Here is a 23898-nt window from a genome sequence, read left to right as displayed (position 1 = left end):
TATAGTTGTTTAAATAATCAGTTTATTGAAAAATTTGATAATGAATATTGCCCATTTAAACCTGTTTGTCAGAATCGCAACCACGCACAATATTAGCTTAGCTGGCAAGGAGTTAGGTTTGTCGGCTGCAGTTTCTAGTGCACAAATAAATAAGCTTGAAGAAACGCTCGGCGTTAAACTTATTCATCGTACAACCCGAAAAGTATCGCTAACCGAAGAAGGCCAAGCTTTTTTACCCCATGCCGAGGAAGTCCTTGCCAATGTAGAAATGGCGCGCGCCTCGGTAGGAATTGGCAGCGTAACGCCACAAGGAAAATTGCGCATTACCGCCCCTGCTTCGTTCGGGCGTATGCATATTATTCCTGCATTGGCTGGATTTATTGAGCAATACCCCGACCTCACTATTGATTTACGTTTAAGTGATAGCATCATTGATATGGTCGGCGGCGGGTTTGATATAGCAATACGTGACGCTGCTCTTAATGATTCAACCCTTATAGCCCGAAAAATCGCTCGCGATAAACGCTTAATTTGCGCATCGCCCAATTACCTTGCAAAACACGGCACCCCAACAACACCGCAAGATTTAAAAAATCATACCTGTGTTAATTTACATGGTTTAACGACATGGTCGTTTATTACACCCGAGGGCACACAAAACATTAAAACCAATAATGTATTACAAGCTGACAACGGTGAAGCAGTGCGCGACGCGTGCGTGCAAGGCTTAGGTATTACGTTAATGTCGAGCTGGTGTGCCTATAAAAAACTACAAAGTGGTGAGCTGGTACAAATTTTACAAGACTACCCACTTGCATCCGACACCGCTATTTGGAGCGTTTATCCAAGCTCACGCTTATTAGCACCAAAAGTTAGGGCTTTTATAGACTACTTTAGTGGCTACTTTGGTGACGAACCCTACTGGGAAAAAATATAATTATTTAATTAAAAATAAAAACGCACACCTGTGCGTTTTTTTATGCCTAAACTTTACATATAAAATGTTTATTAGGTTAAATATTAGGCTAATAAAGCAGTGGCTCACATGTGTAGTCAGATGAGCTATTTAATGGTGTGATTTTATTGAATTACTTAACAAGCACTCTCAATAGTGCTGACCAAAAGCCAACTGAGCAGCTTAAACATATCAATAACTATGAAACTTACATTTTATTTGCACAATTTATTGTCATACTAAAACCAAGGTAAATAAATGGTTTTGGGGTAAGTATGAGAGCAATTAAACGAAGTCGTTTCAAAGTACTTGGTGTTAACACTAAAAAGGGCACACTCGCCCTGAGCATATTAAGTGCCATGCTACTTTTATCGGCATGTGACGAACACGCTCAAAACGATAATACAGCAGTTACCTCTCATAAAAAAACGCTCAAAAACACGCTTATTAATACCGATGCATTTAATATTAAAGCCATGGTAAAACTACCACAAACTGTTGAATGTACGCTTGAAAACGGCTCGCAAACCCAATGTACTCAAGTGGTTTTAAAATATCAGCCCGACAACATTGAAGTAGGTCCTTTTTGCCCAGAAACACTCGACGACGTTGGCGGAATTTGGGATTGGGATGGCACCGATGCAGGCCTATACAGATTAGATAAAGCGTTTTTAACCATGCTTAACGAGCAAGGTTTTACCTTTTACGATGAAGACGGCAACGTGCATATTGTTGATAACGCGACCATTCGCCCAACAGTTGATCATGCATGTATTAATGTATCGGTAGATAAAAGCGTAGAAATTACCGCCCTTTTACCACTGCACCCTGTTATGTCTGAGCAATCAACAGCGTTGGGCACAGTATCTAAGGTGGGTATAGCGCTTGCGGGTGTGCCTATTTTTTCGGATGCGCCAAGTGTGCAACATACTGGGCATTTACCCGCGCTTGATACGTGCGCAGGCCATATCGATCCGGGTGGTTGGTACCACTACCACGGCACCGCCAGTGATATAGACAGCGTATATAAACACGAACATGTAAACGCCAACTGTAATAATTTAACGCAAAAGCCAAGCGCCCTATTTGGTTATGCCTTTGATGGTTACCCGATTTACGGAAGCCAAGAAATTGATGGCACAACCCCCGCCGAGCTTGATAGCTGTAATGGCCACATAGGCCCTACGGGTGAAAGCGGAACAGTTACTTATCACTATCATGCCAGTAATACGTTCCCTAATTTACCTAAGTGCTTAAAAGGCGTGGTTGCACAAAACAACTTTGCGACCACAGCACAAGCGGGCGTAGGCGCTAAGCCACCTGAAGGCACTAGAACAACGCGCCATGAACCACCTGGTGGCGGTGGTCCTAAAGCCGGAGGTCCTAATGGCGGCATGTCACCACCTGGGTTTGGTGAGGCTGCTAAAAAGCTAGGCGTTAGCGAAAAGGCGCTTATGCAAGCAATGCAAAATGCTGGTGGCCCTAATGCCGATTTAACGATTGTAGCAAAAACACTTAACGTGACACAGGCGCAATTAAAAGCGGCCTTACCCGAAAAACCAAAACGCTAATTAATAGACTTACCAAAATATTTAACCATGGTGATATTTAAGTTTATTCTCTTTAGTCAGAGGTTTGAGTAAAAACAAGGTGAATTTACGCGTCAATAGCTGGCCTACTGCAAGTAAATTCAACACAGTTAGCGCTGAAAATAGCTGCTCGAGATAAATTTATTATCCAAAGTTTAGGTTAAATACAACTTACAGCAAGTGTTAAAAGCACTTGCCGTAACAATTAGTTACGCTGCTTAAAGCCTTATAAAAGTGCCTAAAATCGTCAAAAATGTGAGAAAGCGTTGGCTTGTGTCAAGAACAGTAAACGTTAGTAAAAAGCTGTAAACACAGCCGTGTTATCGGTTACATGTCAGTTACCATTCAGTTTAAAGCGCTAGTATTGAACCCAGTTATGTAACAACATACACGAGGCACTAGTATGAAACTGACTCAATTACTCCCTGCTCTACTTGCCATAAGTGCAGTATCTGGCGCTGCATATGCAGCACCCAATGAGCGAGAAAACGCAAAAAGTTTTAATAATGAGCGCGCAAAACGCATCGAATACAAACGAGATGAGCGCCGCGATGACAAAAAACAGCGTATAGAATATAAAAAAAACGACCATAAAGAGCGCAAGCAAGCCAAACGAGAGCACCGCAAAGAGCAAAAGCGCAAAGTTGCCCATTACAAACAACAGCAACGCACTCGTAATTATTTTAAACATAACCGACACAAGGTAGTAACCTACAGACCTGGGCATTATTTTAATCATTTACCGCGTAACAGTGCATCAATCAGATTTAATGGCATTACGTTTACATTAAGTGATGGTATTTATTATCGTAAAGCAAAAAGAGGCTACCACGTAGTTAAGCCACCAAGAGGTTTAAGAATCCGCTCACTACCGAGGCATTATTCGCACTTTAAGCGTCACAATACCACTTACTACACCTACCAAAATGTATATTATGTAGCAGATAATAATGGTTACAGAGTGGTTGATGAGCCTAAAATAGTGGTTAACCAAGCTATAAAGGTAGGCAGTGCTAAAAATTATGAGTTAGGCCAAACCTACGACACCCTCCCTATTTCAGCAGAGGCTGTCACGATTAACGAGCAACAATATTTTAAGTACCAAGATATTTATTTTTTACCGCAAATAAACGGTGACGAAATAAAATATTTAGCGATAAATTTAGGGTAATAATATTATTCAAACGAAGGGCAAGTTGCGCTAAGCATCTTGCTCTTTTGACATTAAGTCGGCCATTCGTTGGTTAATTTCTTGCTCGCTTAAATCTTCTTTGTGGGTGCCTATGGTCCAAACATGCCCGAATGGGTCTTGTAGGGTGCCGGCTCTATCACCATAAAACTGGTCGTGCACTGGGCGTACTTCTGTAGCGCCAAGTTCAATTGCCTTTTTGAATACGCTATCTACATCCTCTACATAAAGCATTAAACTTACCGGCGTTCCACCAAGTTTTTGTGGGCTTTTAAAAGACTCATCAGGACATGAGTCCGAAATCATAATGTGCGAGTCACCAATAATAATTTCAGCATGGGCTATACCGCCCTCTGGCAGCGGCATTTGCATAACAAGTTGTGCATCAAATGCATCGCAATAAAAGCATATGGCTTGCTGCGCGCCTTCTATAATTAAATACGGAGTTACTGAACTAAACCCTTTTGGAATTGCTGAAACAGTCATTACGCTCTCCATTAGTTTTGGGGGTATATATTCAGCCTATAGGCTAAAAACAATTATTTCAACGTGGCACCCACTTAAGTCACTTTATCCAAACTAGCTAATTTAAGTTCTATAACTATACTGGCTGTAATATATACCTTACTACTTTTAAATAATTAGGACTTTTATAATGGTAGCTAAAATTAGCTTAGCGCTTAAAAAGTATAAAGTTCTGAAATGCTTATTTTTAAGCTGGTGTGTTTTATTGGCTCACCAAAGTGCGGCAAAAGTTGTAATTGGCATTGTAGGTAAAACAAAAAATGACACCTTTTATCAGCAAGCATTCAAAGGCTGTTTACACTTTGGTCGTGAGCATCCTGAAATCGAGTGCAAGTACGATGGACCAAAAGATTTTCAAGATATTCGCAGCCAAACTATGGCAATAAATAGATTAATTGACCAAGGAATTGATGGTTTAATCGTAGCAACAACCGACTCTCAGCACTTGGTCACTCACTCATTAATGGCGCTTAAAAGTAAAAATATTCCCGTTATAACGTTTGATTCAGACCTGTTAGAAAAACACCAACAGTACCGCCTAACCTATGTAGGGAGTAATAACTTCGACTTTGGAGTTGCCCTGGGCGAGCAAGTAAAAAAACTTACCAATAAAGCAAATAATACGATATGCATACAGTCGGGACATCACACCACTCCTAATTTAAACAAGCGTATTGCTGGGGTTAGGTATGCACTGTCTGAGCAAGCCAAAACAAAGCTAACAGGTAAAAATGGCTGGCGCGAAGATAGTCGTTGCCCAATGTTTAGTTTGGGTAAACGTGAAAAGTCACTAGAGCAGTTGATGAGTTTATTAAATACGGACAACCCGCCCATTTTTCTAGCTGTAGCGGGGTTTGCACAGTTTAACCCACACTATGTTAATGCGCTTGGTCCATACAAACAAATGATTGAAAATAAAGATATTATAATCGTCTCAGCCGATACTGAAGAAATACAACTCAATGTATTAAGTAGAGGGTTGTCCTCCGCTAACATAGGGCAAAATCCATTTGAAATGGGCCGCTTGAGCACCAAATTAATGCACGACTACATTTTATACAATAAAAAGCCCACACAGTCCCACTATTATACTGACTTTCATTACTGCACAAAAAATAACGCTTCAACGTGCACAATAAACTATTAAAAGCGATAAGTAATTATCAGCGAGTATTAACTTGCTTTTTAACAACGGCGAATTTCTTATAATTAACTAATAGCAAGCTATTTGGCTAATACTAAACACCACGTTGTCAAAACAATAAGGGTGATAGAGTTTTGTAATAAACCTATTGTATACCACTAAAAAGCCCATACAACACTCTCTTTTCATAAAAAAACCACACTTTTTACAAAGTGTGGTTTTTCTTTTCTACAAACACTTGTTTGTTAACGCTGCCAAAATCTCAAATTGCGTAATGTTTCAATAAAGGTATTTGCGGAGTGCGTGTTTAAATCTATCCAACCATCATCAACCTTACCATCATCAAGCCCTGCGGCTTCAAACAATGCCATAGCATCTTGTGTATAGCCTATATACTTCATATGCGCGAATGCATCGCTTACAAAGTCCTTAGCCTCAGGAATACCGGCAAGCTTCTTAGCGCCTTCTTGCGTTGCAAGTACCATCACCGCATCGTAAAGCACCGAAGGACCGCCATTAATTACTTGATCAGCTGCTACATGCTTACCTTTACTACAACATGCTCCACCCACTTGTGCGGCCACAATTTCGTAGTTAGCGCCTTCAGCGTCTAAGGCATTTATAACTGAGTTGAAAATATCGGCATCAAAACCATCGCTTACTAAAATACCTAATTTACGACCTTTAAAGGTATTAGGCGCATTTTTTAAAATACTAAGTGCATCCGACACAGGTAAATCGTTACGCGTTGGCATAGCCGCTTCTGCAGGCTCTGGCATGTCTTGCAGGCGTAGACCCTTAGCCACTTCTTGCGCTAATGTTTTGTCTACATTTAATAAATGCGAAACCACTCGCTCACGAATTGGCACATGCTCTACTTTTGAAAGCTCAAATACAAACGCATATTGAATGTGCGCTTGCTCTACTTCTGTTTGGCTTAAGTAAAATTGGCGAGCTTGACTGTAGTGATCGCTAAATGTTTCTGAGCGATAACGCAGCTTATCTCCACCGCTTACTTCTGGCTCGCTTGAGCTTTTAAAGCCATGCACTGGGCATTCGCGTGGGTTATGTTCATCGCCGCTCCACGAGTTTGGCTCGTAGTTAACACGCCCTTTAGGGTTATGCATTGCCATATGACCATCTTGTTGAAAATGGCGCATTGGACATTTAGGCGCATTAACCGGAATATGCGTAAAGTTAGGGCCGCCTAAGCGCTTGGTTTGCGTATCTAAATACGAAAAATTACGTCCTTGCAGTAATGGGTCGGGTGTAAAATCAAGCCCCGGCACAATGTTTTGTGTACAAAATGCAACTTGCTCTGTTTCGGCAAAAAAGTTGTCGACTACGCGGTCAAGTACCATGCGCCCAACAATTTTTACGGGCACTTGCTCTTCCGGTATAAGTTTAGTGGAATCAAAAACATCAAATTCAAATTCATCTGCAAATTGTTGGTCAAACACCTGTACGCCTAGCTCCCACTCTGGGAAGTCGCCTTTACCAATAGACTCCCACATGTCTCTGCGATGAAAGTCAGGGTCGGCGCCATTCAGTTTAAGTGCTTCATTCCACACAACTGACTGCATACCGGCTTTTGGTTTCCAATGAAACTTAACAAATTTCTCATCCCCTTTGGCATTAATAAATTTAAAGGTATGAACACCAAAGCCTTCCATAAAGCGTAAAGATCGCGGTATAGCTCTATCTGACATGGCCCACATGAGCATATGTACCGACTCGGGCGATAAACTTACAAAGTCCCAAAAGTTATCGTGCGCGGTTTGTGCTTGCGGAAAGCCACGGTCTGGTTCAGCCTTAGCAGAGTGAATTAAATCGGGAAACTTCATCGCATCCTGAATAAAAAATACAGGTATGTTGTTACCCACTAAATCCCAGTTTCCTTCTTGGGTGTAAAATTTAACAGCAAAGCCGCGAACATCACGTGCTAAATCGGGAGACCCTTTATTTCCTGCCACAGTTGAGAATCGTGCAAACACTGGAGTTTTTTCACCTTTGCGCTGAAAAATATCTGCACAGGTTAAATCTTCAAGCGTGTCGTAAGTTTCAAAATATCCGTGTGCGCCGTACCCTCTTGCGTGGACCACACGCTCAGGAATGCGTTCGTGATCAAAGTGAAATAATTTTTCGCGCATTACGTGATCTTCCAGAAGCCCTGGGCCGCGCTTGCCCGCACGCAATGAATTTTGGTCGTCGCTTACAGGGCAGCCCTGCGCCGTGGTCATGGTAGGGTGTTCATCCGACGCCTTTTGATGCAACTCGCCGCCATGCCCTTTATTGCCTGCGTATTTAAATGATTCAGCCATGTTTAGTCCTTCATACAATTTGATTTAATGGGTCAATAGTTTTTATAAGCTTTAAAACTAAAAGCGACCTTGCAAATGCAATATCAAGACCAGCCTACTAACCTAGTAAAAAAGGAGGGTAAAGGTAACAAAGTCGTATTTTGGCTAATTTATAAAAAAGTAAAATTTACACAAGCATGTAACTTTTTCAGACAAAAAAAGAGCACTTAAAAGTGCTCTTTTTAAAAAGGATTTATATTAGTCTTTATTCTCGTTAACTAAAATAACTTTACGATGCGGGAATGGAATTTCGATATTGTTATCATCAAGGGCTTTTTTAATCAGCTCGGGCACTGTGTATAAAATTTCAAAGTAGTGCTCACCTTTACAAAACGGCCTTACTAAAAAGTCTACCGAGCTATTGTTAAGTGTTTCTACTTCAACAAAAGGGGCTGGGTCTTTTAAAATATGTGGGTGAGCCTCAAGCACACTATCAATAACCTTGCGAACAGCATCGGTGTTTTCATCATATGCCACACCAAAATGCATATCTACGCCGCGAATAGGATGGTGCGAATGATTAATAATCTGCGCTCCCCAAATTTGGCTATTGGGGATAATCACTTGCTGATTATCGAACGTTTGCAAAATAGTGGTAAACATATCAACCTCGGTAACTTTACCAAAGCGCCCTGCAGCTTCTATAAAGTCGTTTACTTTATAAGGTCTGAATATAAGTAACATCACACCGGCAGCCAAGTTAGACATAGCACCTTGCAGTGCTAACCCTATAGCTAAGCCTGCTGCACCTAATAGTGCAATAATTGAAGCTGTTTGCACACCAAAGCGGTTTAACACGGCAATAAATACAAACGCTAAAATAACATAGCGCGCCATGCTACCTAAAAACCTAAATAGTGTGTCATCAAAATGAGTGTATTTATGGCATAAACTTACAATCATATTACGCACTTTGCCTGCAAGCCATAAACCTATTAGTAATATAACGATTGCCATTAAAATATTTGTTGCCCACATTATTGCTGCGGGCAAATACTGATTTACATCAATATTATGTATTATCTCGTCCATTTTATTATTCCTGTTAGACTGGTTGTAATTAAAAAAAGCTTACCAGCACCACTTATTAACTTTTTACTAACCAAATTGCAAATTTATACCTACTTACTAAATTAGCCTTTCATTTATCTCACCAATAGCAGCTGTCAAAACCAAATTAGTATATAAATTGACCGAAAATATTTTTTGTTGCGTATATGTTGTTCAATTTGTAAATAAAGCCAATGTGTTCTAAACCTTTAAGAGACACCTTGTTAAGGAGCGTTGTTATGCCAACAACAAATACGATTAATAAACACTCTGAATTTGCCCGCTGCATTGAATGCAATAAGGTAAACACATTTGCAGCTTTTCACTGGCTCGCACTGGCGTTTAAAGACATGACCCGTGCGCCCATATTGAGCCTAATTTACGGGGTTATATTTACCCTAATTCCTGTAGCTATTATTTACTCGGCAATGTTTACAGGGACTTATTTAGTGATACTGCCCGCAACCGTGGCATTTGCATTAATAGGCCCTGCCTTTGCCGCAGGTCTTTACGATGTAGCATGGGAGCTTGAGAAAGGGCATAAACCCACATTAAGCCACTCTATTAAGTCGATGTTTAGAAACCCGGTAGGTGAATGGGGTTTTGCAATAATGCTAATGGTGATCATGATAGCTTGGATGCGATTAGCCGCGCTTGTGCATGCTTTATATCCTAGCCATGCCAACCCCACCTTTGAAGAATTATCAGCGTTTTTAACGCTAGGCAGTTTAATAGGTGGTGTATTGCTTGTAACTGTGTTTTCGCTTTCTGCTTTTGCTCCGCAAATAATGATGGAGCGCCGAGTAGATATTATGACCGCAGTGATCAGCTCTATGAACGCTGTTAAAACTAACTTTGCCGCTATGGTGGTGTGGTCTATTTGTATATTTTTACTCGTAGCCATCGGCTTTGCTACCGGCGCCGCGGGCTTTATTGTAATTATGCCTTTGCTAAGCTATGCCAGCTGGCATGCTTACATCGCAGTAATAAAAACCAAAAAACCTCGTGGTTACGAGTAATACCAATCCGTATAATTACGTGATCTATTTTGAGGATGGAAAAACGTGTTGATAGGAAGGCAAAAAATTCGCTATTTAGTTGTTCTAAATGAGAGTTTTTTAACGCAGATAGCGACACTTTTAGCCCCTAAAAATGATTAAGTTTTATTGCGGGTTGGTATAAAACCAACCATTTATAGTTCCAACCACACTGACAAAAATAGCGCCAAAAGGCGCTATTTTTTTATCAGCCTAGCAAAGCATGCTTTGCTTAAAATACCCAAATGGCATGTAAAAAGGGCTGGTTTTCTATGTCAGCCGTACCAAGCTTGTTGTACCAATAACGCCATTCAGCTCCCACCATTAATTGCTTAGCATCTAAATTAAAGTTTTGCCCAACATCCCAATACACTGCAGGCTGCGCAAGTAGCCATTCATTAACTTTTTTGTCTAACTCATCATTACGCCCTGAGATGTATTCAACATGGCCGGTAAAGTAAAATGCTTGGCTACCTAACGAGAAAGGAGCACCCCAAGCAAGGTCTATAAAAATACTGTTATCTTGTTTAGCTAACTGATCTTTTTGAACGCCACCATTGGCATCAATATAGCCTGCAAAAGTGGTTGTTAAAAAATCAAAGCCTGGCGCATCCCAGCTGAGCTTTATGCCTGGGGTGTATTTCATTAACCCCTCTTCACCGGCATTTATACCAAATACTAAACCTGTGTCTTTTATTGGTCCGTATTTTAAAGAAGTCTCTAAGGCTTTAGATAAGCTAAGTGTTGTGTACCACTCGCCATAAATACCCGTATCTTGAAAACCATCACTAAGGCTGTCGTTTAAAAAATCGATAAAAAAGTAGTTATCACCCAAGTCATGCTCTGAGGCATGCTCTATGGTGTAGGTGCGTGTAAATGACGACTCCCCAGTAAAAGGATTTAAGGCATCGCCAAAGTTTGTGTGAAGCTGTGTGATGCTCCAATTTTCTGCTAGAGCTGAGTGAGACAAAAGCAGTATAGATATTGTAAACAGTGCTTTAAAAAAATTCATTATTTATTTACATAACCCCAATTAAAATGCGGCAGGAGTATATCAGTGAGCATTCACCAACTAAAGAGATTAAATAAGTATAAAGAATGATTTTTTAAATCTAGGCAGTTATATGCAGCAATCGAAGAACTGTACAGGCTTTGTATGAATATAAAGTGTGAGTGCTAATTTAACGTAGGTACACAATTGGCTCCTTTTAGGTATAGCTGCTTAGTTTATAAATTATGTCTAACTTAAATATTGAAACGCGTGCGCCCTAAAACTAACTTTTAAAGCTCATGTAATGCGGGTCTAAATTAACTACTAAGTACGCAAAATAGTTGCACTACACCGATTATGCCTTTCTAAACGCCGTCTAATTTAAACGCGTACCACACGCATTCCGACTTTATTGCTAGTATGCAGAATTTACAAAAATCAGTGCATAAAATTCATAATCTCCGCCCTTCCTTTTGTTTACCTCACACTAGAAATTAAAATAAACCATTAATTATCAAAGGATTATATAAACAATTCTAATAGGCATAGGCTTTGCTTCATGTATTGCAAGTTAAATAGTAGCAATGGCTACATACAACACATTACATAACGGGAGACATTATGAGTAACTCACAACACCCAATTGAATTTACAGCCCCAGGTATGGATAACGAAACAGCAAAAAAAACAATTGAAACACTCGATAATCGACTTGTATCTCTTTTAGATTTACAACTTACTTTAAAGCATATTCATTGGAATGTAGTGGGCCCTAGTTTTATTGGCGTTCATGAAATGTTAGACCCGCAGGTGGATGCTATTCGCGAAATGACCGACACCATCGCAGAGCGTATTGCTACATTAGGCGGTACGCCACAAGGTACACCTAAGTCAATTGTAGATCGCCGCACGTGGGATGAATATTCATTAGGTAAAGCCTTTGTTATTGAACATTTGGGCGCATTAGACAAAGTATACAGTGGCGTAAACGCCGATCATCGTAATGCCATTAGCACGCTGTCTGAATTAGACCCTGTATCTGAAGACATGATCACCAGCCAGCTTGGCGATTTGGAGCAATTTCAATGGTTTGTGCGTGCTCACATTGAATCGTCTGCTGGTAAACTAAATCATTAATTGATTACCTACTTTGCCATACAAGGAATGTTAATAAGTGTTAAGGGACTAATAATCATACAAGGATACGTTACATAAGTTGGTACAGGATGAAGTGCAAACTACAAGGACCCGTTACTTATTACATAAAGGATGCAGTAAATGCACCAAGGACGATTAAAGCTTGCTAACGGATTTGGTAAATCTACAAGGATTGTTAAAATACAAACGCCTAGTATAAGCATGCTAAGCGTTTGTATTTTTTACCGCTTTAAAGCTTAAAACTATCCCAAGGACCAGTAATAGCCAACGTTTTAGATGGCATGTATACATTTACAAATAAGGTTTGCCCGTCAGGTGAAAAACACGCCCCAGCAAGCTCTGTTTGCGTATGCAATTTAGCAAAGTTATACACCTCTCCTTTAGGTGTTACCCCGCGTATATGGTTATTCACCGTATCAGTATATTGATCCTCACATACAATTAAATGCCCATTAGGCGCTACCGTTAAATTATCACCAAAATTGTATAACGACTCGTTTGTACTTTCTACAAATAGTTGTATTTTGCCAGGTTCATTTTGCTCTAACTCAGTACCTTCGTTTTTTGATGGTGTGTACTTCATTACCTGACCTAACTGCTTTTTGCCCCCATTAGTACAGCAAAAATAAAGCTCATTTTTACCCCAATGTATCCCCTCCCCCCGTGCAAATAAGGCTGCGCCTTTTTTATAACCTTGCTTGCGTAAGTCATCATTTGGGCTTTTAGGGTCTGTAAGTGTTATCCATTCAACCAAAAGGTCGCTGTGAAGTGGCATGGCCGGAGAGTCCCAATTTCGGCTATCAAACTGAGGCTGGTTTTTAATTACCATAGCTTGCAATGTGCCGCCTTTATTTAACTTATCGCGATGATGAGGAATAAACCGATAAAACAAACTATCGCCTCTATCTTCAGTTAAATAAACAATACCGGTTTGTGGGTCTATTGCTGCGGCTTCATGGTTAAATCGGCCCATATCATATAATGGCTCTGGCTTAGTTAAGCCTTTGGCACTAGCTGGAACTTCAAAAATGTAACCATGAGATTGTGACAAACCATCGCTTTTATCCATAACGGTTTCTTCGCACGTTAGCCAACTACCCCATGGTGTTACACCGCCTGAGCAGTTTCGTATTGTGCCACATAGCGATAAATATTCTTGCTCGCGTTTTTGCTCTTTTAAATTATAAATTATATGACTAGTGCCCCCAGGCAAAGCTACACCATTTTCAAGCGAATCATAGGCTAAGGGGCTTTTGTGATTACAAATTAAATCAGACGCTGTATCAATGTGTTTAGGCTGTAATTCATGATTACGGATAAGGGCTACGCGTTCGTTATCTAATGCAATACAGCCCATGCCATCAGCCCGATCGGGCACATCTAAACCATCATCCATTTTATCGCCAAGCTTAGATATAACCTGATAACTAAAGCCTTTAGGTAAATCTAATAAGGCCTGAGGATCGGCTATTAATGGGCCATAAGCGGGCAGCTTAGTTGTTACTTCAGGTAAAGCAACATTACCCATTGCGCTGCGCGATAAGCCAATAAACGCAAGCGAGCCTGCACTTAATAAAAACTCTCTTCTAGAGACCATTATTTTATTCCCGTGTTTTTTATTAAATCTATAGTAAAGGAAATAACCCACTAAAAGTGCGGCGCTTTGCTAAATTCATTAAAATGTAATAATGTAACATTCTATCCGTACCAGATATCAATTAATTCAACTTTAAATAATTGCCCTCACTGTTTAATAGTAGGATAGTAAGTTACTCAAATAACAACGGCTTAATTAGGAGTATCATGATCAAAGTATTACTAGCAACCAGCTTAATTGCCTCTTCATTCGCAGCTTTAAGTAATCCACTCACCGTTGAAGAACAACGCATCAGCAAAGCACAAACTGTAATGCCCGCCGTGTTAAACGCCTTTGATAAAGAAGTAACCAGCTTTGAGCAGCAGTTCAAAGCGCTCAATAACTTTAAAGAGGCCAAGCAGCTCATAAAAACCTATAGTTTTGAGCTTTGGGAAAGCGCTAAGCAACGCATTATTAAAACTAAAAACTACGACGATAGAGCACTTTACTGGGCGCGCCTGCTTTCAAGTAAAATAATACGTACAACCGCCGCAAAATTTGAGCTATCTGACGCGCAAATAAATACGCTGCTAAAAATGCTTGAAGAAGGCAGCCGAGGCCGCACCGATTTAGCTTTTTCATCAGGCAGTGATAAAAAGATTGTTCTAACCGGTTTTGACCCTTTTTTACTCGACAAAAATATCAACCAAAGTAACCCATCTGGGGTAGCCGCGTTGTTACTCGACGGCCAAGTTATTAATTACAATGGCGTTAGCGCCGAAATTAACACGGTTATGGTACCAGTACGCTACAAAGACTTTGACCAAGGCATAATAGAGTCTCTGCTTGCCCCCTACTATGCACTAAATAACGTTGACATGGTTGTAACGGTTAGCATGGGCAGAACCGAGTTTGATTTAGAGCACTTTCCGGGTAAACGCCGCAGTGTCACCGCGCCAGATAACGCTAATATTGTCTACGGCGGTACGCAAACAAGCCCTGTTATTCCTAAGCTAAATGGACGCCCCCTACCTGGTAATGAGTTTGTAAAATTTAGCCTACCTGTAAGCGCTATGCAAAAAGCCAAAGGCCCGTATAAAGTAATCAACAACCGCGAAGTCACTACACTTAATAAAACCTTTAAAGCGGGATCGTATGGCGTACTTAAGAACAGTGTTGCGGTAAATGGCGGCGGGGGTGGCTATTTATCTAACGAAATATCGTATCGCAGCATACGCCTACGTGACGAGCTTAATTCAAGCATACCTACCGGACATATCCATACTCCGCGTATACAACAGTTTGAACCAGAAACAGAAGCTAAAATAGTAGAACAGATTCAATCAATGCTAGAGCATAGCTTAGTAGCGCTGTAGCAAAATTAAGGAATTAATACGCATAAAAAAGGGCAAAAATTGCCCTTTTTTACTTTTAAGCGTTAGCTCTTTGGGTAATTAGATGGGAAAAAAGCACGTTTGGCTTCTTCATCAAATTCTTTTTTAAAGGCGACATCGGTGCCAATTTTGCGTGCACGCGCAACCGCTGGTCGGCTATCAATGCTTTCAAACCAACGCTTTAAATTAGGGTATGGTGCAAGGCCTTCTTCACCAAGTACTACAGGGGCTTTATCAATCCAACCCCAAGCAGATACATCAGCAATAGTGTATTCATCACCCACTATAAAGTCGCGACCTTTAAGGTGTGTATCAAGCACTTCGTAATGGCGCTGCGCCTCACGCAAGTAGCGGTTTACTGCGTAATCAAGCCCTTCTGGCGCCATGTGTCTAAAATGAACACTTTGCCCTGAGTATGGGCCTAAACCCGATGCAATAAACATTAACCATGAAAGCATTTCGGCGCGATTCTCTGGCTTACCTGCTAACTTGCCGTGTTTTTCACTTAGGTACATTAATATAGCGTTCGAATCAAACACACGGGTTTCACCATCAACAATGGCAGGTGCTTTTGCATTAGGATTAATGGCTTTAAACTCAGGTGTATGTTGCTCACCTTTTAAAGTATCAAGTGGTACAAGTTCAAACGGTAGGCCTGTTTCTTCTAAAAACAAAGCAACCTTCATTGGGTTAGGTGTATGGTGAAAATAAAATTTGATCATAAAACGCTCCTAAAAGTAGTAGCTACAATTAAAGCATAACTTGAGCAGTCGTTCAATTTATCTATTACCTTGACGGATTAATATATAGCTCACTTAAATAGCTATCAGTCCTAACTTCATATTTTTTAATTCAATAGTTAAAAGTTGAAGCAAGGTTGTAAGGGTTACACTTATTTCCCGGTTGATATATTGCTCTTAAATTAATAATAACATTGCGTTTACATGAATTATTGTTTATAAAGTCGCTTGGAATGGATTCTTGAACTTAAACTGGTTTTTCTTGTGCAAGCTCCTTTCTAGATTACTTCTGCATTTATTTAAACGGATATAAAAAACTTATGCGCATAAGCAATAAACACATTAAAACAATTATAATCTCTGCACTTACTGCATCTACTCTATCAGGCTGTGCAACTACATCATCAAAAGTAGTTGAAACACCAACGGTAGCAAGCTACAACACAACCTATTCTGGCACAAAAAGTAAATTAGTCGTAGGCCAATTTGTAAATCGCTCTAGCTTTCAAAACGGCATATTTTCTTCAGGACAAGACCGTTTAGGTAACCAAGCCAAAACGACATTAATGAGCCATTTACAACAAACAAATCGCTTTAGCGTTTTAGATCGCGACAACATGGCTGCCCTTGCAGAAGAAGCAAAGTTAACAGGTACAAAACAAGTTCTTAGTGGTGCAAAGTTTGTAGTAACAGGCGATGTAACAGAGTTCGGTCGAAAAGCCATTGGCGATCGCCAACTATTTGGTTTATTAGGCAAAGGTAAATCGCAAATTGCCTATGCAAAAGTAACCTTAAATGTTGTTGATGTAACAACTTCAGAAGTAATTTACTCTGTTCAGGGCGCTGGCGAATACAGCTTATCGGAACGCGAAGTTATTGGCTTTGGTAGTACAGCTTCATACGATGCAACTTTAAATGGGAAAGTGCTCGATTTAGCGATTCGTGAAGTCGTTAATAAGCTTGTTACTGGTTTAGAATCAGGCCAATGGGGTGATAAATAATGAAAAAACTGTTATCTCTAATTATGGTTTGTGCAGCTCTAACAGGCTGTAATTCGACTAAAGAGCCAATTTATTACTATGGCGATTATAGCACTGCAGTTTATGCCTACTTAAAAGCAGATGAAGTGTCAGCTGAAGAACAAATTAGCATGCTTGAACAAATCATCAGCGAAGCCGCTGGTAAAAACAAACCTGTTGCGCCTGGCCTACATGCTCACTTGGGCATGCTTTATTTCGAAACAGGCAACCCCGCTTTAGGTACAACTCACTTTGAAACAGAAAAAACACTTTTCCCTGAGTCTGTTCAATATATAGATTTCCTTCTAAAATCGGCGAAAGGTGCTTAATATGTTCAACTTTAAAACACTTACAACAATAGCGTTATTAGCACTGCTTACTGGGTGTGTGTCGGCTCCACCAGCACACGACTACACAGCATTTAAACAAGCAGATCCGCATTCAGTAATTATTTTACCGCCATTAAATAATACACCTGAAGTTATAGCGCCTTACAGTGTTATGACACAAATGGTAGCCCCTATTGCTGAGTCTGGTTTTTACGTTTTTCCGGTAGCACTAGTTGAACAAACCTTCAAGGGCAATGGCCTTACGGTCGCAAGTGATGTACACCAAGTACCTGTAAAAAAACTACATGATATTTTTGGTGCTGACACTGCCCTTTATATTACCATTGAAGAATATGGTACTAGCTATGTTGTAATTTCTAGCGAAACCGCTGTAACTGTATCAGCTTCATTAGTTGATTTACGAAGTGGCGAGCAATTATGGCAAGGCAAAGCTAGAGCATCTTCGGCAGAGCAGCAAAATAATAGCGGCGGTGGGCTAGTCGGTATGCTTGTTGTGGCAGCTATTAATCAAATAGCAGAAACTGTGACTGATAAGGGATTTGAAATAGCCGCTATTACTTCAAGCCGCTTACTTTCTTCAGATGCTTACAACGGCTTATTATACGGACCTCGCTCACCTAATTATGGCCAACCAGCGCCGAGTGAAAAGAAAAAGTAACTAAAATAGCTATAAAAATTAAACTTAAAAGGCCGAACAACCTAGTGTCGTTGGGCCTTTTTTAATATGTTTTTTCAAGCCCGCTCTCTTTTACATGCTCAATCAGCTCAGGAAAAAACGCTAAAAATACTGTTTCTAACTCATGGTAGTTTTGCGTTATATCATCAGCAGTACCAGCAAAGTTATTAGTAAAACGAATACGTTTGGCTATGTTATCGAGCGCAAGCCCTACCCCTTCTATCGTTTCGTACTCTTTAAACCAATCGTTTGTAATCATGCTGGTTACAACATGCTGCATGCGCGGTGGCATAACCGCTATGCGATCATTTAAAAGTGCGTAGCTGCTGTGTTTAAAGTCATTTAAAGGGAGTTTGTTAAAGTGTTGCCAATGCCTAATTAAAAAATGATCAAACAGCACGTCAATCGCTACGCCTGCAAAGCGTTTTCGCTCGGGCGAAAAGTACTGTTTAGCGGATTTTACTAAATAGTGTGAGTCGGTAAACTTATCAACTAAGTAGTGATTTTCTAGTGCGTGTATAACGCTACTTGGCAGGTGCTGTGCATACCTGCGGCCGCCAAAGTCACCTAATAAATTGCCAAAGTGCGAATCGGCTGTAGGTTGTGCAAAATAAAGGTGAGCTAAATAATTCAACGCTATCCCAATGGGCTAAAACAAACTTAATTTAGCCAAATAGTAACGCACATTTGAGTGAAACTCACACGAGTGTTTAGCGCATCCCCTGTTTATTTACCTAACACTTTAGTTTGAAAATCATACAAAAACTCTGTAAAGCCGTCGCACTCAATTCAGTATAAAATATTTAAAATAGAATTATCAATCACTTAAAATTTAAAAGTTGCTGGAATATATATTGCTACCTAGCGTATTTAGCACTCAAACATGTATAGCTCTTTTTATTAGCGGGCAGTTTAAAGGAGCATAAAACACAGGTTAAATCAGTTATGGATATAGCTATATTTTTTAAGTCGTTACTATTACTAGCCTTTTTTTTAACGCTAGGTAATTTAATTAAGTACACATTTTTAAGGGGGTTAATTGTGCCCTCCTCGTTAATTGCCGGCGTGTTGGCTCTTTTATTAGGGCCACAATTACTCGGTGAGCATATTAATTTGTCACTCCAAGGGACTAATTTATGGATAGATGAAAAGGTCACAAATATATGGAAGGAGTTACCTGGGTATTTAATTGTGGTGGTGTTTGCAGGTTTATTTTTAGGTAAAAGAATACCTACAATTAAGCAATCGCTAAATCAAAGCCTACCCAATTTAAGCTTTGGCTACAGCATTGCCATAGGCCAATATGTAGTCGGGATGATCACAGCATTATTAATACTAGCCCCTTTATTTGATACCAATGAAATTGCCGGTGCGCTTATTGCTGTGGGGTTTCAAGGCGGACATGGCACCGTAGCTGGCCTGCAATCCACTTTTGAGAGTATCGATTTTGCAAAAGGTATGGACTTGGGGCTAGGTATAGCAACAATAGGCCTTATAAGCGCCATCGTGTTAGGGACTATTATGTCTAATCGCACCGATGATGGCGACCAAGAGCTTGAAATTAGCCACGACGAAAAAGTAGAAGTAAAAGACCGCCCGTTTGGTCTGCACTTTGCTATTTTAGGCACTGTTGTTATTGTTGCTTGGCTTTTACTTAGCGGCTTACAAGTAGCCGAAAAAAGCCTTTTTGCCGATTCATCTGTAAAAATACTTGAGTACATGCCTTTATTCCCCATTGCCATGATGGTGGGTTTAGTGGTGCAAATAGCGCTTAATAAATCAGGCATGGGTAACTTAATTAGTCACTATCAAATAAACCTGCTTTCTAACCTCTCCCTCGATTTACTGATAATTGCCGCACTGGGTGCACTTAACTTATCGGTGCTTGCTAAATATTGGCAAAGTATTTTAATTTTAGGTGCGGTGGGGGTTGCTTATAGCGCAGCTATTTACTTTTTCTTTGGTGGGTGGTTTTTCCCTAAAGATTGGAAAGTGAGAGGGATTGGCGAGCTTGGGCAATCTATGGGCACCACGGCGGTTGGACTGTTAATGCTAAAACAGGCTACCTCGAACCCTAGTGAGCATATTCGCCCCTTTAGTTACAAACAACCGCTTTATGAGCCTGTGGTTGGCGGCGGTATTGTTACTGCGCTCGCACTTCCTGCCATTGCTAATTTTGGGCCGTGGGCATTTACTATTATTATGGCGTTTATATTAGCGTGTGTAGTAGGTGGTTTTGCCTTTTATAAACGCCGTAAGCACAAAAGCGAGTAGCCCAATTACGCTATAAAAAAGCCGCTACAAAAGTTGTAGCGGCTTTTTAAACGTTGGTTTTTTACTTTTACAAGTAACTAATTACTCGCCTTAACCCAGTTTCCATTATCATTTTTACTGTAGCTATTTTTAACAGCAGACCACGCCACTTTATGCGCTGTGGTTTCGCGATCGTCATCGTTTTTTCTATCGCTTGGGTCCTTATAGGTATCCCACGCGCTATTAAACGCCTCTTGGTATATCTCTTGGGCGTGTTTTGGTAAATTACTTTTTACCGACTCCGGTAACTCATTTGTATTTTGATAAGGCATAATAACCTCCGTATTACTTAATTACGCCGCACGCAACACGTTTACCGCCGCCACCCAGTTTCTTGGGTTCGTCGGCATAATTGTCGCCCCCTTTGTGGATCATCACTGCGTGTTGTTTAAGCTGCTCAAGCTTGAGCCTTGGGGCTAAAACAGGCGATGTAGCTTCGCCATCCTTATTTACATATAACGCAGGTAAATCGCCTAAGTGGCCATTACTCCACGGTTCATCGTGGTGTTTAGTACTGTTAGGATCAAAGTGCCCACCAGCAGCACCGGCAGGTACAACTTTACCGTCTTTTTGCTTTGGCTCGCAGCTAGCATATTGATGAACATGAAAGCCATGCTGCCCAGGCGTTAACCCCTTAAGCGCAGGGGTAAATACCACCCCATGCTCATTTTCTGTCAATGTAACGGTGCCAAGTAGCTCACCTTGCCCCGACTTACTTACTGCATGCATATCAACATCTACATTCGCCAATGCGCTATTTTGTAGCATTGCAGCGGTAAAAAATATGGCGCAAGCGGGTTTAAAAATTTGTGTTACGCTTTTACTACCAGATGAATTAAACAGTAAACTATTCATTGTAATCTCCTCGTAAAGTATCAGGTTTATAAATTACCGTGATTGCTTAGCTGTTAGGTTCAATCTTTATACCAAGCTCGCTATGGATGCATAATTTACCTACATAATACTTAACTCGCTGAATCATAATAAAATAATCAGCTATGGGAAATTATCAACTCGCCACTTTTAATCATACTGCGCAATTTTGCCAAAACGCTGTACAAAAACTGATGCATATTTACAAATAAAATGACAACTTTACAGGCCTAGCAGGCAACCCACGCTTTCCTAAATACCTTTTGCGGTGGCTTAAAAAACAACTTAACCGCTAAGAGGCTAATTAGTTAACTTTACGCTAAGCCAGTAGCACAGCGCGTTTAATCAAATTACCCCCTCATACACAAACTAAAATAAACCATGCTCGCCACGCCCATTGCGCTGTCGGTATGCTAATTGCTCCACATACTAGTGTCATTAAACGGGTTATAGATGACCCTATCGTTATTAAACAATGGAGGGAATTATGAGTAACAAGCAACTAATTAAAACACTAGGTATAGGCCTAGCCGCTGCATCAGCTGGCATGTTGACCAGAAAAAGTTTACAAAAGTCGTGGGAAAAAGTAACCAATGAGCCAGCCCCAAAAAACAAGCCGAGTGAAAAAACTGATCTTAAAGAAGCCGTTACATGGGCTGTGGTGTCGGGCGTGGGTGCAGGCTTAGCAAGAATGGCCGTAAATTACGCGCTAGATAAACGAAAGCACAAATAACCCACCTAATAAGTGTAACTTTTCTAAAGCCCCTTATAGGGGTTTTTTAACGCTATAAATAAAGTGTGTTTAAAGACATTTAAAAATGAATAAAAAAAGGTGAAACTACGTTTCACCTTTCTGGTAATTCCTTTAACCATTATGCAGTAGAGACGTTGCTTGCCCCTGCATTGTTAAGAATTTCTTCAATTGCGTTTTTGTTATCGCTATCGTACTTAACGCCGATTAAAATAGAGCCCTTTTCAATCGCATCTTCATAATATTTAATTTCGTGCTCAGGGATAAATGCACCAATAGCAGCACCTAACGTGCCACCTACAGCAGCACCAGCGCCGCCCGCTGCAAAAGCAGCCACTAATGGACCAGCTACGAGCAAGCCTGCTCCACCTGTTGCCACGCTACCTACAGCAGTAAACCCGCCTACAAGAGCGGCAATAATACCACCTGAGGCAGCTCCTACAATGCCGCCCTCAGCCGCTTTAGTTCCCTCATCTAAAGCAAAATCTTCCTTTGCGTATGAGTCGTTGGCTACAATGCTTATATCAGCTTCATTAATACCTAATGCTTCTAACCTATAAATAGCCAGTGTTGCTTGCGATGCACTTTCAAATAACCCAGTAATAACCTTGCTCATAATAACTCCTTTATTTATTTAAAATAATACAGCTATTACTAAGCAAAACCTAAGCCACCAAAACAATAGATAAAAATCAATAACTTAAGTCAAACCCCATTCGCACACTCTTGTAAATAACGTAAATATTGCTAACTGTTGTAAAAAACTCCTACCTCATACATAAGGGTATTAACGCTTAGCAGCTCTCTATAACGTGTTAATAAACTCAATTACTTAGACCACGTAATTTCGGCTAATTGATTAGTAGCCGTTTGATGAATAATTAAGCCGTTATTGCCCATACGCATATGCCTAATTAAGCCAGAGTAAACCCCTTCTTTACTGGGAATTTGCCAGCTTTGCATGGTTTGAGTTTTTAAATCAAACCTAACTAGTGTTTCGGGGCGTTTAGCCGATTCATTAAACCAAATAGCATTATCGGCATACTCAATGGCATACGGGTGGCTGTTTGCGCCGCTGGGGTTATCCCACTGCGTTATTTTACCGTTTTTGGGGTTATAGCGGCCAAGTTTACCCATACCAGAGTTTACATAAAACACCATATCATCAGGCGTAATAGCAAGGCGCCTAGTATGTGTTTTAGCACCTGGGAGTTTTATTTCGCTAAGCGCCATGGTGTTTTTATCAACTCTAACCAGACAGTTACTGCCATTACACGACACCCACGGCGTCCCGTTTGAATCAAGCTTTATACCATAGGGCCGTGAGCCTTTAGTGGGTAAAGTAGCCAGTTTAATATCGCCACTTTTTGGGTCTAACTTGCCAACCATGTTGCTGTGCTGCAGGGTAAACCAAAAAATACCTGCATCATCAAACACGCCAGTATGCGGGTCACGGGCATTTTTATTGGGCATTTTATACACTTTAAATTTTTCGGTCGTTAAATCTAAATACCCAACCGTGCCATTTTTATTACCTAAAAACCAAGGGGTTTGGTTTTTATCAAGCGATACACTGTGCGCATACGTACTACTTGGCAAAGTGTACTCTTTCATTTCACCGGTTTTAGGGTTTAACCTGCCTAAAATATTGCCCCACTGGCCAACCCACCAAATAAGCCCGTTTTCACCTTGCACAGGGTCGCGAGCGCGTTGCCCAAGCGTAGGCACTTGCCAGTATTTAAAGTTTAGTTTTAAATCGCCTTTAACCACCGTTGACTCGCGCTTAGTGTTAACAGGGTAATGCTTTGCCAAATACGTGCTTATATCTTTACTAAGGGCCGTGCCTTCCCCTGTATCAACCATATAACTTGTGAGTGTTTGCCAATCCGCTTGGCTATAACCCGCACTGCGCTCTAGGTTATTTAAACTATGGCAACTGGCACAAAGCTGCTCAACTAATACCCCTGGCTCATTACTCAATACAGGCAGCGGGGCAGCTAAAGCCCCTAGCGTAGCCATTGCCACAACGTGTTTATTAAATAAAAATCGATTTTTACGCATAACGCCCTCCCTTGTTTTTAATATTAAAGCATAGGGCGTAAGTGTTTACTATGTGAGCACTTTTAGCTTTTAGCTTTTAGCTTTTAGCTTTTAGCTTTTAGCTTTTAGCTTTTAGCTTTTAGCTTTTAGCTTTTAGCTTTTAGCTTT

At 40.5% G+C, this 23898-nt stretch carries 23 protein-coding genes; 12 read left to right on the top strand and 11 right to left on the bottom strand.

What is annotated here, in order from left to right:
* Positions 1-40: 40 nt before the first annotated feature.
* The 3 genes from AN389_RS13920 (at position 41) to AN389_RS13910 (ending at position 3715) form a co-directional block, all read left to right on the top strand.
* Complete coding sequence (locus tag AN389_RS13920) at positions 41-937, top strand: LysR family transcriptional regulator (RefSeq protein WP_055016366.1); 897 nt, start codon at positions 41-43, stop codon at positions 935-937.
* A 293-nt stretch (positions 938-1230) separates the two neighbouring features.
* The gene (locus tag AN389_RS13915; RefSeq protein WP_055020067.1) at positions 1231-2526 is read left to right on the top strand and encodes a YHYH protein; all 1296 of its coding nucleotides are present in this window, start codon (positions 1231-1233) and stop codon (positions 2524-2526) included.
* Positions 2527-2947: 421 nt separating this feature from the next.
* Complete coding sequence (locus tag AN389_RS13910; protein WP_055020066.1) at positions 2948-3715, top strand: DUF6515 family protein; 768 nt, start codon at positions 2948-2950, stop codon at positions 3713-3715.
* A 30-nt stretch (positions 3716-3745) separates the two neighbouring features.
* Here the strand turns inward: AN389_RS13910 and AN389_RS13905 are convergent, their stop codons facing one another.
* Positions 3746-4219 (bottom strand): VOC family protein, encoded by a 474-nt coding sequence (locus AN389_RS13905; RefSeq protein ID WP_055016369.1) that lies wholly within the window; start codon positions 4217-4219, stop codon positions 3746-3748.
* Positions 4220-4388: 169 nt separating this feature from the next.
* Here AN389_RS13905 and AN389_RS13900 point away from each other — a divergent pair, with 169 nt between their 5' ends.
* Positions 4389-5405 carry a substrate-binding domain-containing protein gene (locus AN389_RS13900; protein WP_055018447.1) on the top strand — a complete coding sequence of 339 codons (1017 nt, stop codon included), beginning with the start codon at positions 4389-4391 and terminating at the stop codon, positions 5403-5405.
* Positions 5406-5647: 242 nt separating this feature from the next.
* Here AN389_RS13900 and AN389_RS13895 read toward each other — a convergent pair whose 3' ends face one another.
* Together AN389_RS13895 and AN389_RS13890 are read right to left on the bottom strand one after the other, a co-directional pair.
* Positions 5648-7723 (bottom strand): catalase, encoded by a 2076-nt coding sequence (locus AN389_RS13895; RefSeq protein ID WP_055018448.1) that lies wholly within the window; start codon positions 7721-7723, stop codon positions 5648-5650.
* 237 nt (positions 7724-7960) lie between these two features.
* Positions 7961-8794: a mechanosensitive ion channel family protein gene (locus tag AN389_RS13890; RefSeq protein ID WP_055016372.1), complete on the bottom strand. Its 834-nt coding sequence runs from the start codon at positions 8792-8794 to the stop codon at positions 7961-7963.
* 257 nt (positions 8795-9051) lie between these two features.
* Here AN389_RS13890 and AN389_RS13885 point away from each other — a divergent pair, with 257 nt between their 5' ends.
* Positions 9052-9831 (top strand): DUF2189 domain-containing protein, encoded by a 780-nt coding sequence (locus AN389_RS13885; protein WP_055016373.1) that lies wholly within the window; start codon positions 9052-9054, stop codon positions 9829-9831.
* A gap of 250 nt (positions 9832-10081) precedes the next feature.
* Here the strand turns inward: AN389_RS13885 and AN389_RS13880 are convergent, their stop codons facing one another.
* Positions 10082-10861 carry a nucleoside-binding protein gene (locus tag AN389_RS13880; protein ID WP_055020065.1) on the bottom strand — a complete coding sequence of 260 codons (780 nt, stop codon included), beginning with the start codon at positions 10859-10861 and terminating at the stop codon, positions 10082-10084.
* Positions 10862-11461: 600 nt separating this feature from the next.
* Here AN389_RS13880 and dps point away from each other — a divergent pair.
* Complete coding sequence (gene dps / locus AN389_RS13875; RefSeq protein WP_055016379.1) at positions 11462-11977, top strand: DNA starvation/stationary phase protection protein Dps; 516 nt, start codon at positions 11462-11464, stop codon at positions 11975-11977.
* 250 nt (positions 11978-12227) lie between these two features.
* On the opposite strand, the gene AN389_RS13870 is transcribed toward dps, so the two are convergent.
* Positions 12228-13595, bottom strand: coding sequence for an alkaline phosphatase PhoX (locus tag AN389_RS13870; RefSeq protein WP_055020064.1), 1368 nt, complete (start codon positions 13593-13595; stop codon positions 12228-12230).
* 206 nt (positions 13596-13801) lie between these two features.
* Here AN389_RS13870 and AN389_RS13865 point away from each other — a divergent pair, with 206 nt between their 5' ends.
* Positions 13802-14950, top strand: a complete 1149-nt coding sequence (locus AN389_RS13865) for a hypothetical protein (protein WP_055020063.1) — start codon at positions 13802-13804, stop codon at positions 14948-14950.
* Positions 14951-15012: 62 nt separating this feature from the next.
* Here AN389_RS13865 and AN389_RS13860 read toward each other — a convergent pair whose 3' ends face one another.
* Entirely contained in the window at positions 15013-15690 is a 678-nt protein-coding gene (locus tag AN389_RS13860) for a glutathione S-transferase family protein (protein ID WP_055020062.1), read from the bottom strand.
* Between the two features lie 338 nt (positions 15691-16028).
* On the opposite strand from AN389_RS13860, the gene AN389_RS13855 reads away from it, so the two are divergent.
* From AN389_RS13855 to AN389_RS13845, 3 genes are read left to right on the top strand one after another with little or no spacing between them, the layout of a single operon-like run.
* The gene (locus tag AN389_RS13855; RefSeq protein WP_055020061.1) at positions 16029-16709 is read left to right on the top strand and encodes a CsgG/HfaB family protein; all 681 of its coding nucleotides are present in this window, start codon (positions 16029-16031) and stop codon (positions 16707-16709) included.
* Positions 16709-17056 carry a DUF4810 domain-containing protein gene (locus AN389_RS13850; protein ID WP_055020060.1) on the top strand — a complete coding sequence of 116 codons (348 nt, stop codon included), beginning with the start codon at positions 16709-16711 and terminating at the stop codon, positions 17054-17056. The genes AN389_RS13855 and AN389_RS13850 overlap by 1 nt, the downstream gene beginning before the upstream one ends.
* A gap of 1 nt (position 17057) precedes the next feature.
* The gene (locus AN389_RS13845) at positions 17058-17735 is read left to right on the top strand and encodes a DUF799 domain-containing protein (RefSeq protein WP_055018454.1); all 678 of its coding nucleotides are present in this window, start codon (positions 17058-17060) and stop codon (positions 17733-17735) included.
* Positions 17736-17796: 61 nt separating this feature from the next.
* Here the strand turns inward: AN389_RS13845 and AN389_RS13840 are convergent, their stop codons facing one another.
* Positions 17797-18387: an ACP phosphodiesterase gene (locus AN389_RS13840; RefSeq protein WP_055020059.1), complete on the bottom strand. Its 591-nt coding sequence runs from the start codon at positions 18385-18387 to the stop codon at positions 17797-17799.
* 311 nt (positions 18388-18698) lie between these two features.
* Here AN389_RS13840 and AN389_RS13835 point away from each other — a divergent pair, with 311 nt between their 5' ends.
* A complete protein-coding gene (locus tag AN389_RS13835; protein ID WP_055020058.1) occupies positions 18699-20027 on the top strand; it encodes a hypothetical protein in 1329 nt (442 codons plus the stop codon).
* 77 nt (positions 20028-20104) lie between these two features.
* On the opposite strand, the gene AN389_RS13830 is transcribed toward AN389_RS13835, so the two are convergent.
* Positions 20105-20338: a ChaB family protein gene (locus tag AN389_RS13830; protein WP_055016386.1), complete on the bottom strand. Its 234-nt coding sequence runs from the start codon at positions 20336-20338 to the stop codon at positions 20105-20107.
* Between the two features lie 13 nt (positions 20339-20351).
* Positions 20352-20921, bottom strand: coding sequence for a superoxide dismutase family protein (gene sodC / locus AN389_RS13825; RefSeq protein WP_082430565.1), 570 nt, complete (start codon positions 20919-20921; stop codon positions 20352-20354).
* A 505-nt stretch (positions 20922-21426) separates the two neighbouring features.
* On the opposite strand from sodC, the gene AN389_RS13820 reads away from it, so the two are divergent.
* The gene (locus AN389_RS13820) at positions 21427-21672 is read left to right on the top strand and encodes a DUF4235 domain-containing protein (protein ID WP_055020057.1); all 246 of its coding nucleotides are present in this window, start codon (positions 21427-21429) and stop codon (positions 21670-21672) included.
* A gap of 139 nt (positions 21673-21811) precedes the next feature.
* On the opposite strand, the gene AN389_RS13815 is transcribed toward AN389_RS13820, so the two are convergent.
* Both AN389_RS13815 and AN389_RS13810 read right to left on the bottom strand, forming a co-directional pair.
* A complete protein-coding gene (locus AN389_RS13815; protein ID WP_055020056.1) occupies positions 21812-22306 on the bottom strand; it encodes a hypothetical protein in 495 nt (164 codons plus the stop codon).
* A 212-nt stretch (positions 22307-22518) separates the two neighbouring features.
* Complete coding sequence (locus AN389_RS13810) at positions 22519-23751, bottom strand: cytochrome C (protein WP_082430564.1); 1233 nt, start codon at positions 23749-23751, stop codon at positions 22519-22521.
* Positions 23752-23898 lie beyond the last annotated feature (147 nt).

It is taken from the genome of Pseudoalteromonas sp. P1-7a, assembly GCF_001401855.1.
Taxonomy (GTDB): Bacteria; Pseudomonadota; Gammaproteobacteria; order Enterobacterales; family Alteromonadaceae; genus Pseudoalteromonas.
This window is presented reverse-complemented; position numbering and strand designations above follow the sequence as displayed.